At 68.1% G+C, this 11,923-nt stretch carries 13 protein-coding genes; 5 read left to right on the forward strand and 8 right to left on the reverse strand.

Annotated elements, in window-relative coordinates:
* Nucleotides 1-239: 239 nt before the first annotated feature.
* Together C8J43_RS02800 and C8J43_RS02805 are read right to left on the reverse strand one after the other, a co-directional pair.
* Entirely contained in the window at nt 240-869 is a 630-nt protein-coding gene (locus C8J43_RS02800; protein ID WP_133029631.1) for a YbhB/YbcL family Raf kinase inhibitor-like protein, read from the reverse strand.
* A 4-nt stretch (nt 870-873) separates the two neighbouring features.
* Nucleotides 874-1,422 carry a hypothetical protein gene (locus C8J43_RS02805; protein WP_133029632.1) on the reverse strand — a complete coding sequence of 183 codons (549 nt, stop codon included), beginning with the start codon at nt 1,420-1,422 and terminating at the stop codon, nt 874-876.
* An 85-nt stretch (nt 1,423-1,507) separates the two neighbouring features.
* Between C8J43_RS02805 and C8J43_RS02810 the strand changes: the two genes are divergently transcribed.
* Entirely contained in the window at nt 1,508-1,936 is a 429-nt protein-coding gene (locus tag C8J43_RS02810; RefSeq protein ID WP_165899548.1) for a DUF1810 domain-containing protein, read from the forward strand.
* 94 nt (nt 1,937-2,030) lie between these two features.
* Complete coding sequence (locus tag C8J43_RS22520; RefSeq protein WP_259466878.1) at nt 2,031-2,156, forward strand: hypothetical protein; 126 nt, start codon at nt 2,031-2,033, stop codon at nt 2,154-2,156.
* A gap of 16 nt (nt 2,157-2,172) precedes the next feature.
* Here C8J43_RS22520 and C8J43_RS02815 read toward each other — a convergent pair whose 3' ends face one another.
* From C8J43_RS02815 to C8J43_RS02825, 3 genes are read right to left on the reverse strand one after another with little or no spacing between them, the layout of a single operon-like run.
* Nucleotides 2,173-2,814, reverse strand: a complete 642-nt coding sequence (locus C8J43_RS02815) for a heme exporter protein CcmB (RefSeq protein WP_133029633.1) — start codon at nt 2,812-2,814, stop codon at nt 2,173-2,175.
* Nucleotides 2,811-3,383 carry a heme ABC exporter ATP-binding protein CcmA gene (ccmA, locus tag C8J43_RS02820; protein WP_133029634.1) on the reverse strand — a complete coding sequence of 191 codons (573 nt, stop codon included), beginning with the start codon at nt 3,381-3,383 and terminating at the stop codon, nt 2,811-2,813. The genes C8J43_RS02815 and ccmA overlap by 4 nt, the downstream gene beginning before the upstream one ends.
* Before the next feature lie 19 nt (nt 3,384-3,402).
* Nucleotides 3,403-3,828 carry a metallopeptidase family protein gene (locus C8J43_RS02825; protein ID WP_243645377.1) on the reverse strand — a complete coding sequence of 142 codons (426 nt, stop codon included), beginning with the start codon at nt 3,826-3,828 and terminating at the stop codon, nt 3,403-3,405.
* 48 nt (nt 3,829-3,876) lie between these two features.
* Between C8J43_RS02825 and C8J43_RS02830 the strand changes: the two genes are divergently transcribed.
* Nucleotides 3,877-4,173, forward strand: a complete 297-nt coding sequence (locus C8J43_RS02830; protein WP_056054351.1) for a 4a-hydroxytetrahydrobiopterin dehydratase — start codon at nt 3,877-3,879, stop codon at nt 4,171-4,173.
* Nucleotides 4,174-4,317: 144 nt separating this feature from the next.
* On the opposite strand, the gene C8J43_RS02835 is transcribed toward C8J43_RS02830, so the two are convergent.
* Entirely contained in the window at nt 4,318-5,109 is a 792-nt protein-coding gene (locus C8J43_RS02835) for an SDR family oxidoreductase (RefSeq protein WP_133030017.1), read from the reverse strand.
* 67 nt (nt 5,110-5,176) lie between these two features.
* Here C8J43_RS02835 and C8J43_RS02840 point away from each other — a divergent pair, with 67 nt between their 5' ends.
* A complete protein-coding gene (locus C8J43_RS02840; RefSeq protein ID WP_133029636.1) occupies nt 5,177-5,935 on the forward strand; it encodes an ABC transporter ATP-binding protein in 759 nt (252 codons plus the stop codon).
* Nucleotides 5,936-5,948: 13 nt separating this feature from the next.
* Nucleotides 5,949-7,487, forward strand: coding sequence for an ABC transporter permease/substrate-binding protein (locus C8J43_RS02845; protein ID WP_133029637.1), 1,539 nt, complete (start codon nt 5,949-5,951; stop codon nt 7,485-7,487).
* A gap of 153 nt (nt 7,488-7,640) precedes the next feature.
* Here the strand turns inward: C8J43_RS02845 and C8J43_RS02850 are convergent, their stop codons facing one another.
* Entirely contained in the window at nt 7,641-10,367 is a 2,727-nt protein-coding gene (locus C8J43_RS02850) for a TonB-dependent receptor plug domain-containing protein (protein WP_133029638.1), read from the reverse strand.
* 75 nt (nt 10,368-10,442) lie between these two features.
* Entirely contained in the window at nt 10,443-11,858 is a 1,416-nt protein-coding gene (locus C8J43_RS02855; protein WP_243645378.1) for a sugar porter family MFS transporter, read from the reverse strand.
* Nucleotides 11,859-11,923: the final 65 nt, after the last annotated feature.

Raw genomic sequence — 11,923 nt, forward strand, 5'->3', positions numbered from 1 at the left:
GCACGGTGCGTGCAAAGCTCTCGGTATCGGGGGCCGGATGGTCCGGCTCCCCGAAAAACCGAAGGAAACCACCATGTCGCTCCGTTTCGAAACCGCTCAGCGTATCGCCATCTCGTTCGTCGGCGCACTGTTCTTCGCCGCCGTCGCGATCACCACCGCCGCACCGATCATCCCGATCGCCTGATCGCGATTACGTCTATTCCTCGACAGCGAGACGCGTGCGCAGAACGAGACGTCGTTCACGCCACCGCGCCCTCCCCGATCAGTCCGACCGGCGCCGCCTGATCGCGCGAATAGGTCCCGATCAACAGCCCCGCCGCCAGCACATGGCCCGTGATGGCGTCGATCACCGCAGACCGTCCTGGAGTCGCACCGGGATCGCCCGCACCTGCACCGACCGCGAACAGCTGGAAGACATAGCGATGCTCGCCGTGTCCGCCCGGCGGATCGGGCGGCAGCCAGCCTTCGCGCATATAGGAATTGCGCCCGACATCGCGTCCCGCCGGGTCGCCCGCGCCATCGGCGACGATCGCGCCTTCCGCGAGACGGCCAGCATCCGCATCGAGACCCCATACGATAGCGTGGACCAGCGGTTGCGGTACCGGCGCGTCGGGGTCCTCGACGATCAGCACCATCGTTGCCGTCCCGGCCGGCGGGTCGCTCCAGACGAGCGGCGGCGACACGCCCTCGCCGTCGAGCGTGAAGCGCGGCGGCAGGCGACTTTCATGCGCGAACGCCGGGCTGGACAGGTCGATCGACGCGGGCGTGTCGCCGACATCTCCGCAGACCTGCGAAACGGCCAGCTTCTCCTCGCCGGCGCGCAGACCGCTCATCGCCTGACCCAGCCATGCGGGAATATGTTCGAGCATCGGTTCAGCCCTCCGAAGGACAGGTGTCGTCGCGCCGCTCGGGCGCGCCGCCCGCATACCATTCGCTTTTCGCGCCCATCTTGTCGGCGTCGTGATAGCAGACCTGGGTCTTGCCGCCCTTGGGGTCGACGAGCACGGTCCAGTTGCGATCGCTGCAATTATGCTCCTCGCACCCCCAGGCGGCGATCCGCGTCCTGTCGCCGGTGGTGCCGGCGCGCTTGATCGTAAAGATCGGCGTCTCGGGACCCGTCCGGCCGCGGATCGTCTCGCGCAGCTTGGCATCGCCGACCGCTTCGACCAGCCCGGTCGCGACCTCGGTACGGTCGAAGAACCCGACGCCGTCGACCGCGTCGTGCGGGTATTTGCCGACATAGGCGGTGATCGGCGTGGTCTGCGCCTGCCCCGGGATCGGCGTCGGTGCGCGCGTTTCGGGCGGCGTGAAGCCGCTCGGCGCGGGCGCATTCGCCGCATCGTCGCTCTTGCCGCACGCCCCCAGCAGGAGCGGCGTCGCGAAAAGTGCGACCGCGATCACCGTCTTGATGGGTATCGTCATGGCATTGTCCTCGTTCGTTACGCATCCAACGCGCTTGCGGGCAAACCGGTTGCGGTCGGAGCCTCCGACGACCACCATGCTGCACATGGTACAGGATCTCGAACGGTTCGTCGTGGCGCAAGCCGGCGTCTACCCACAGGCGCTCGCCGAATTGCGCGCAGGTGCGAAACGCAGCCACTGGATGTGGTTCGTCTTTCCCCAGATCGCCGGGCTCGGCCACAGCGCGATGGCGCGGACCTATGCGATCGCCTCGGCGGCCGAGGCACGCGGCTATCTTGCGCATCCCGTGCTCGGACCGCGGCTGATCGACGCGACCGAAACCGCGACGCTCGCGCATGGTTCGGCCGAGACGATCCTCGGCGGCATCGATGCCGTGAAGCTGCGCTCGTCGATGACGCTGTTCGCGCGCGTCGCCGACGATCCGGCGCCGTTTCGCGCCGCGCTCGACCGGTTCTTCGGCGGGGCCGAGGATCCGGCGACGATCGCGCTGCTCGACCGGGGACAAGCGCGATAAGACGGGCGCGATAAGACGGGCGCGATAAGACGGGCGCATGACGAAGTAACCGTGTACCATGGCGACGGGGCGTTCCGCTCCCTGAGGTGTCGTCATGGCGAAGAGCCAGAAGAAGTCGAACAAGGAAGTCCGCAAGCCCAAGGCCGAAAAGGCGCCGAAAGCCAATGCGTCGAACCCGACCAGCAAGGGCAAGGCCGTGGAAATGACCACGCTCAACTAATCTGCAGCGTGCGGCGCTAGTCCAGCGCGGCACGAATGGCGGCGGCGGCGATGAACGGCGCGCCTGCGACCAGCACGAGGCTGACCGCGGCGAGCAGTTTCATCGCGCCGGCCCCGCCCGCGGGATCGAGCGCGCCGGCCCCGAAGATCAACAGCGGGACGGCGAGCGGCAGCATCGCCAGCCCGACCACTGCGCCGCTGCCGCGTACCCCGGCGACGAGCGCACTCGTCGCGACGGCGAGCGCGGCGAGGCCGGGCGTCCCGATCAGCAACCCGAGCTCGACGCGGATCAGCGTATCGAGCGACAGGTCGAACAGACCCGTGGCGATCACCGCCGCCAGCATCAGCGGCGGACCGAAGCTCAGCCAGTGCGCGATCGTCTTGGCGGTCGCGACCGCGGCCATCGACAGCCCGCGCACGGCAAGCTGGTCGAACATGCCCGCGTCGAGATCCGGCGCGATCAGCCGCTCGACCGGCAGCAACGCCGCCAGCAGCGCCGCGGTCCAGATCACGCCGCCACCGATCCGCGCCAGCAGCGCACCGTCCGGCCCGATCGCGAGCGGGAACAGGATCGCCACCAGCAGGAAGAACGCGACCACCAAGACCGCGCCGCCGCTCGCCACGCTGCGGCGCAGATCGCGCCGGATCAGCGCGATCACAACGCCACCTCGGTGGCATGCGGCAGGTCGAGCGCGACATGCGTCGCGATCAGCGCGACGCCGCCTTGCGCCCGGTGCTCGGCAAGCAACGCCCGCAGCCGTGCGATCGACTCGGCATCGAGCCCGTTGGCGGGTTCGTCGAGCAACCACACCGGCGCGCCGCTCGCCGTGACCCGCGCCAGCGCGGCACGACGGCGCTGGCCCGTCGACAGGAGGCGTACCGGAATGTCCGACAGCGCGGTCAGGTCGAGCGCGGCGATCGCACGCGCGACGCGGCCGGCGGGATCGGGCGTCTGGTCGAGCGTAGCCCAGAACCGCAGCGCCGCGCCGAGCGTCTGGTCGACGTCGAGCGCGCTCGCCTCGGTCAGCAACGCGATCCCGGCGTCGCATGACACCGTCCCTTCGGACGGCGCGAGCAGGCTCGCGGCGATGCGGATCAGACTCGACTTGCCGATCCCGTTGGGCCCGGTGACGACCGCCGCACCGCCCGGTTCGAGCGCGAACGACACGTCGGCGAACAGCGGCCGCCCGCCGCGCACGCACGCCACCGCATCGAAGACGAGCGTCATGCCGCCCGCCCGGTCGCGCTCATGAACCGCTATCGTCGGGCACGGAGTCTTCCAGCGCGTGCATGTCGTCGTCGCTGAGACCGAAATGATGGCCGATCTCGTGGATCGTGACATGCGCCACGAGGTCGTCGAGGCGGACGCCGGTCTCGATCCATTCCTCGAGGATCGCGCGGCGGTACAGCACGATGCGGTCGGGCATGGTGCCTGAGTCCATCGACGATTTCTCGCCGAGCGGGCGGCCGTGATAGAGCCCGGACAGGTCGAGCGGATGCTCGAGCCCCAGCGCAGCCAGCGTCTCGTCGTCGGCGAACTCCTCGACCACGAAGACGATATCGCCGAGATGCGCGGCGAACTGCGCGGGCAGCCTGGCGATCGTCGCACGGCCGATCGCCTCGATCGCGTCGGCCCCCGGTGCTTCGCTGTAGAATGTCGCTTGCCCGCTCATGCGAGCAGCCATACGCGGAGGGCAACGATAGCGGCAAGGGATACGCGGATGGTCGAAGCGCTGAACGAAACCGAACGCGCGGAAGCGCTCGATGGGCTGGACGAGTGGGATTATGACGATGCGCGCGATGCGATCACGCGGACGATCGTGTTCGCCGATTTCGTCGAGGCGTTCGGGTTCATGACGCAGGTCGCGCTGATCGCCGAGCGCGCGAACCATCATCCGGAATGGAAGAACGTGTGGAACCGGGTGGAAATCCTGCTGACCACGCATGACGCGGGGGGCTTGAGCCCGCGGGATATCGAGATGGCCGAAGCGATCGACGCGATCGTCGGCGACGCCTAATCTTCTGCCTCGCCCCTTAGCGGGTATCTTCTGCTTCCCTCCCTGAAAGGGAGGGGTTGGGGGTGGGTCGGCCGGTTGGTGGCGTGACGTTTCGATAACGGGCCGACCCACCCCCTGCCCCTCCCTTCCAGGGAGGGGGGACCGTCAGCCTCGTGTCATGCTGCGGCGCATCCGCTTGCGGAGTGCGCCCGGCATCCACCGTGCCGCGAACGCCATGCGGTGCGCGGTCTTGCCGACATAGGTGTGGACCTTGTCGCCGTGGACCGCCTCCCACGCGGCGTCGGCGACCTTGTCGACTCCAGTCAGTTCGAGCCCGGCGCCCGTCACCGTCTCTCGGATCGAATGGTTGCTGTTCCCCGCCGCCGAATCGAGCAATGGCGTGTCGATGAAGCTCGGCACGATTGACCGAACCTTGATGCCGTCCGCCGCCCATTCGCCGTCGAGCGCCTCGGTGATCGCGCGGATGCCGAACTTGGTCGCGGAATATGGCGCGAGCCCCGACGAGCCGTAGATCGCCGACGCCGACGCGGTGTTGAGCAGGCACGAGCCCGGCGTCCGCTTGAGATAGGCATAGCCGATCCGCGCGCCGTTCAACGCGCCGACCAGGTTGATCGCGATCACCCGGTCGATCTCGGCGAAATCGGTCTCCGCCAGCGGTCCGCCCGAGCCCACCCCGGCATTGTTGAACAGCACGTCGAGCCGGCCGCCGGTGGTCGCGACGAACGCGTCGAGCGAGGCTGTCCACGCGTCACGGTCGCGCACGTCCATGCGGTAGGTGCTCACCATGCCGTCGGGCAGCGATGCCGCGGTCTCGGCAAGCCCCGCGACGTTGACGTCGGCGAGCCCGACCCGCCAGCCCTTCCGCGCGAACAGCACCGCAGTCGCACGCCCAATTCCCGATCCACCGCCGGTGATGAAAATGCTCTGCTGCGTCATGACATCGCTCCCCTTATTGTTTTTGGTCATTTGATTTTCCGGTATGTTTCCTGCATCCTGCGCGCAGATGCCAGACAATTTGCCAGTGCTCGCTTTCGAACACGTCACCAAGCGGTACGGGTCGACGGTCGCCGTCGATAATGTCTCGCTCGAGATCGCTCCCCGCGCCTTCGTCGCGCTGGTCGGGACGTCGGGATCGGGCAAGTCGACGTTGCTCAAGACGATCAACCGGCTGGTCGAGCCGAGCGAAGGCCGCGTGACGATCGATGGTGCCGACGTCGCGGGCGAGCCTGCGCCGGAGCTCCGCCGGCGGATCGGTTACGTGTTCCAGAATATCGGCCTGTTCCCGCACATGACGATCGCCGAGAATATCGCGATCGGGCTGTGGATCGCGGGACGACGCGACGAGGCCAAGGTCGGCGAGCTGCTAGATCTGGTCGACCTGCCGCGCGATATCGCCGGGCGGATGCCCGACGCGCTGTCGGGCGGGCAGCGCCAACGCGTCGGGATCGCGCGCGCGCTCGCGCCGGGGGCCAAGCTGCTATTGCTCGACGAGGCGTTCGGTGCGCTCGATCCGGTCACGCGCGATGCGCTGGGGACGCGAATTCGCGAGTTGCACGACCGGCTCGGGCTGACGACGATCCTGGTGACTCACGACATGGCGGAGGCGCTGTTGCTCGCGGACCGCGTATTGGTGATGAAGGCCGGGCGGATCGTCGCCGACGCGACCCCGCGCGAGCTGGTGTCGGGCAAGGGTGGCGACGACGCGCAGGCGCTGGTGCAGGTGCCTCGCGCGCAGGCCGAACGCTTGCAGGCGCTGGCATGAACGGGGGCGTCGCGTGAGCGCGTTTCTCGATGCGCTCGGCCGCGTGCCGCCGCTGCTCGCCGCGCATGTCCTGCTGTCGGCGTCGGCGCTGCTGCTGGGGATCGCGATCAGCTTGCCGCTGGGGATCTGGTCGGCGCGCAACGCCAATGTCGCGCGCGCGTCGCTCGGGTTTGCGAGCCTCGTGCAGACCATCCCGAGCCTCGCCCTGCTCGCGCTGTTCTACCCGCTGTTGCTGAGCCTGTCCGCGCTCGTCGGCGGCGGCATTCCCGCACTCGGCTTCCTGCCATCGCTGATCGCGTTGACGCTGTATGCGTTGCTGCCGATCCTGCGCAACGCGGTCGCGGGGCTGCACGGGCTCGATCCGGCGGTGATCCAGGCCGCGGATGCGGTCGGGATGACGCCCGCGCAGAAACTGCGGCTGGTCGAGGCGCCGCTGGTCGCACCGGTCCTGATCGCCGGAATCCGCACCGCGGCGGTGTGGACGATCGGCGCCGCGACGCTGTCGACGACGGTCGGCCAGCCAAGCCTTGGCGACATGATCTTCGCGGGGTTGCAGACGCAGAACTGGGCGCTGGTGCTCGCTGGCTGCGTGTCCGCGGCGGCGCTGGCGCTGGCGGTCGATGCGCTGATCGGCGGGATCGAATACGGCATCCGCGCGCGGCGGCGCTGGCTGTGGATCGCGTGCACCGCGGTGCTGGTCGCGGGGACCGCGGTGGCGACCGCACCGCTGTGGCCGCGGGGCGGCGGCGACAGGACGGTGGTGGTCGGTGCGAAGAATTTCTCCGAGCAATATATCCTCGCGCGGCTGATCGGCGATCGGCTCGAGCATGCGGGATACACCGTCGAGTATCGCGACGGGCTGGGCTCGGCGGTGGTGTTCGGGGCGCTCTCGACCGGGGATATCGATGTGTATGTCGATTACGCCGGGACGATCTGGGCGAACGAGATGAAGCGGCACGACGTGCCCGAGCGTCGTCCGATGGTCGCGGCGATCGGGGCCTGGGCCAAGCGCGAGCATGGGGTCGGCCTGGTCGGGTCGCTCGGGTTCGAGAATGCCTATGCGTTCGCGATGAAGTCGGATGCGGCCAAGGCCAAGGGCGTCGCCAGCCTCGACGATCTGGTCAAGGCGGCGCCGACGATGACGCTGGGCAGCGACCTGGAGTTTCTCGAGCGGCCCGAATGGGCGACGGTAAAGCGCGCCTATCCGCTGCGGTTCGCCAAGACGACGCCGTACAGCCCGACCTTCATGTACCGCGCGCTGGAAAGCGGGAATGTCGACGTGATCTCGGCGTTCTCGTCCGATGGGCGGATCGCGGCGGATCGGCTGACCGTGCTGAGCGATCCGCGGCACGCGATTCCCGGCTACGACGCGATCCTGATGGTGGCGCCGAAGCGGGCTGGCGATGCGAAGTTCCTCGCCGCGCTGACGCCGCTGGTCGGGCGGATTCCGGTCGAAGCGATGCGGACGGCGAATTATCAGGTCGACCGCGATGCGGACAAGCAGACGCCCGAGGCCGCGGCGCGGTGGCTGGCGGCGAAGGTGGGGCTCTGATCTCCCTCGCCCCTCCGGGGAGAGGGAAGGAGGAGCGCTTGCGACGGGAGGGAGAGGGGCGGTTGGGACGCGCGTCGTGAGCCTCACGCCCCTCACCCTCCCACGCGCAAGCGCGCGCGAGCCCCTCCCTCTCCCCGTAGGGGCGAGGGAGGCTTAGAAGAACAGCTTGCGGATGCTGAGCCTGACCGTGCGGCCTAGCGGATCGAGGTAGTCCGGCTGATAGCTGTTCGGCGTCGCGCCGGTCGCGTCGGTGACGCGCTGGCGGGTGTTGAGGATATTGGTGACCGCAAGGCTTACGCGCATGCCGCGCAGCCACGGATGCACCTTCACCCATTCGAGACGCTGGCCGAGATCCGCGAACAGCCGTGCGTTGGCGGTCGCAAGGCCGCCGAAGTTGAGCGTCTCGGGTGCGGTCAGCGTGCCGCCGTTGACGCGCGTGCCGCTCGCATATTGCGCCGACAGCCGGACGCCGACGCCGTTGTTGCTGTAGCCGGCCTGCGCCTCGAGTTCGTGGCGCGACTGGCCGCCGCTGCTGCCGATCGCATCGCCGTTGAGCAGGTTCAGGCTCGGGCCGCCATCGGCGACCAGCACCCGGTCGGTGAAATGCCAGGTGTGGTACAACGCGAATTGCAGTCGCCCGCCCGCCTGCCCGCGCCCGCCGCCACCGAAACGGCCGCCTCCACCACCAGGCCCGCCACCACCAGGACCGCCGCCACCGCCAGGCCCGCCACGGCCACCTTCGCGGGGTCCGGCGCCGCGCGTGCCGTCGCCGCCCGCGCCATCGGGTCGACGAAAGCCGCCGGGGGGTTGCAGACCCTCGAACGGATTGGGGCCGGTGCCGGCACGGTACGCCTCCAGCTCCCTCTGGATCTTCGATTTGAGCGGCGCGGAGAAATTGATTCCCCAGCGCAATTCGGAGCGTTCGCTGCGCGCGAAATTGATCGGACGACTATCGACCTGAAGCAGATTGCCGCTCGCATCGCGGGTAAAGCGATCGGGGAACGCCGCCTCGATCGATGCGGTCGCGCTCGGGAACGCGGCGATCGGATTATCGACGCGGCTCGAGACATAGTTCGCGGTGAAGGTGAGGTCCTTCTTGCTCCACGGCTTGAGCGTCAGGCCAAGCTTGCGGACGTGGTTGTTGTCCGAGACCAGCGCCGGATTGCCGCCGCTGATCGTCGTGACCGTCGCGGTGGTGCCGCGGACGTAATCGAAGATGCGGACGTTGGGCGTCGTGATCGACGGATTGCCGAGTTGCTGCGCGGTCGGTGCCTCGTCGGTATCGGTGACCGAGGCGATCAGCCGCACGCCATCGATCGGCGACCAGTTCGCGCCATAGCCGAGCGTCGTCAGCGTCCCGAGGTCCGACAGATGGTCCTCCGCCAGATTGAAGTTCGCCGACAACGTCCCGAGGAACGGCAGCACATCCTTGCCGCGGCTCGAGATCGGCACGTCGATATTGACCTGGCCGTCGACGGTATCGCGCGACACCTGCCCGCGCTGCGCCAGGCCGGCGCGGTAGGAGCGGCTGTCGAAGTCCGCGGTCTGGCCGCCGAGCTTGATCGTCGTCGAGACGGCCCCCGCGGGCAGGTTGAACACCGTGCCGTTGAGCACCGCGTCGATCTCGCCGGTGTTCTGCGTCGCATAGGCACGATTGCCGGGCGCGGCGCCGATATCGCTCGCCGACAGCCGGGCGAACGGGTTGGCAGTCGGATCGCCCGCGTTCAGTCGCGCCTGGAATGCGCTCGAATCGACGCCCGTATCGGTGAAGGTCTGCGTATCGCTGCGATCGTAATTGCCCGTGACGTTCCAGCGCCACGTACCGAGATCGCCGTTGAGCGTGGTGCCGAGATGCGCCGCGATCGACGAGACGCGCTGCGCGAGCGGCAGGAAACCCGCGTCGTCGAGCGCACGATTGACGACCGTTCCGTCGGCGAGCGTCAGTTTCGCGATCGGGAGGCCGTTGAGGCTGCGGCTGTCGGTCGATTCGAGCCGCGCGTTGATCGTCGCACCGACATTGCCGAAGATGTTGCGCGCATAGACGCTGTTCGCGGTGAAGGTGTTCGTCGCGCCTTGCAGCGTGCGGTAGGGGGTCGGGTCGACGACCGCGCCATTGGCACCTACCGCGGTGCTGCCGGTGCCGGTCGAGGTCGGGACGATGTCGCGCTCGGCTTCGGTCAGGGCCGAGGACGAGGTGTATTCGGCGTGCAGATTGACCCGGCGATCGCGCGCGATGCTGAGCAGGTCGAGCTTGCCGTCGGGCGAGTTGCTGCCCCCCTCGGTCGGCATCGTGTCGACGCCCTCGACTGTGACCGCGCGGAAGCGACGGCGCAGGACGAAGTTCACCACCTTCTGATCGGCGCGATAGCCGTATTTGAGCGCGACTTCCTCGGGCAGGATCTCGACGCGCTGGATCGCCTCGGTCGGGATGTCGCGGATCTCGGAGAAGCTCGAGATGCGGCGGCCGTTTAGCAGCACCACCGGCGCACCGCCGCTGCCGCGTCCGCTGATCGTCTGCGGGCTGAGTTCGCTCAACAGGTCGGAGATCGAGCTGACGCCGTAGGAGCGGATTTCGGACTGGCCGATCGTCTGGTCGGGCGGAATATCGCCGATCACCGACCCGCGTGGCTTGCGCGATCCGGTGACGACGATCTCTTCCGAATCGGCCGCCTCGTCCTGTTCCGCCGCCTGCGCCTCGGCAGCAGCAGGCGCCGGCGCTGGCGCAACAGATTGAGGCGCAACAGATTGTGGCGGAGCAGACTGTGCAGCGGTCGGCGCCGCAGCCGTTGACGTCGATGCGGGCGCGTCAGGCGCAGGCACCTGTTGCGCCATCGCCAGCGTGGGCATGCTCGTCGCCAGCATCAGACCCAGAATACGCATACCCGTCACACCCCTTCGACCACCAACTGGCCGCGTGCTGTGCCTAGCCGCCAATTGTCGCAGGATTGTGCCGGGTCAGCGCGCCATGTGCGCGTCCATGTCTTCGAGCGCGACGCCCTTGGTCTCGGGAAAATAGAGCAGCACCGTGACGAACTGCACCGCCATCATCGCCGCGAACACCAGGAACGGCACGCCCGCCGACCATGCCCCGGCGATCGGGAAGGCCTGCGCGATCACCGCGTTCCAGCCCCAATGGCTCGACGAGCCGATGCTCGACCCGCGTGCACGGACGTTCTGCGGGAACACCTCGGAGATATAGACCCAGATCACCGCCCCCGAGCCGGGTGCGAAGAACATGATGAACACGATCAGCGACGGCAACAGCAGCCAGCTCGGCAGCACGCCGAGCAGCGCCAGCCCGCCGACCGTCAACGCCGCGGTCATCCCGGCCGAGCCCCAGAGCAGCAGCGTGCGGCGGCCGATCCGGTCGATCAGCAGCATCCCGAGCAGCGTGAACACCATGTTGGCGACCCCGATCATCACCGCCTGGAGATCGGGCGAAAGGCTGCCGCCCGACGCCTTGAAGATGTCGTTGAGGTAATAGAGGAACGCGTTGATGCCGCTGAACTGGTTGAACATCGCCACCAGGAAGGCGAGCGTGATCGGCTTGCGGTGCCGCGTCCACGACAGGTGCCCGTCGCCCTTCGGCGCATCGAGTTCGGCCTTGGCGACATCCGGACTCATGCCGATCGTCGCGAGCACGTCCTTCGCCTCAGCATCGCGCCCCTTGGTCAGCAGCCAGCGCGGCGAGTTGGGAATGCGGAACAGCAGCGCGAAGAACACCAGCGACGGCAGCGCAACGATCCCGAGCTTCCACCGCCATTCGGTATCGCCGAGATCGAGCGCACCGATCACCGCGTTCGAGACATAGGCGAGCAGGATGCCGAGGATCACCGCGAACTGGAACCCGCCGACCATCTTTCCGCGCTGCGCAGGCGGTGCGAGCTCGGCGATATAGGCGGGTGCCAGCACCGACGACCCGCCGATCGCGATGCCGATGACGAAGCGGAAGCCGATGAAGCTGTACCAGTTCCACGCCAGCGCACAGCCGAGGGCTGTGACGATGTAGAGGAAGGCTAGCATCCGCAGCACGTTGCGACTGCCGTAGCGATCGCCGAGCGTGCCGACGAACATCGCGCCGATCAGCGTTCCCCACAGCGCCGACGACACGGTGAAACCCAGCCACGCTTCGCTCAACGCGAACTTGGCCTTCAGCGCGCCAGTGACGCCGGCGATAACCGCGGTGTCGAACCCGAACAACAGCCCGGCGAGCGCGGCGGTGGCGACGCTGGCGATCAGGACGGTATGCGGCGAGGATGGGGTGGAGGCGCTCGTGTGCGGCGGTCGGGTCGTTGGCGTCATGATCCCCGTGTCGAACACTTCGCCGATCGCGGCAAGGCCGATGCATGCCGTTTCGGCACGCGAAAACACCCGATTCAGGTTCTTCAAAACGCATTAACGAATGCCGGCCTAGCCCCGTCGCGTAACTAGCGGAA

This window comes from Sphingomonas sp. PP-CE-1G-424 (assembly GCF_004341085.1).
Classification (GTDB): Bacteria; Pseudomonadota; Alphaproteobacteria; order Sphingomonadales; family Sphingomonadaceae; genus Sphingomonas.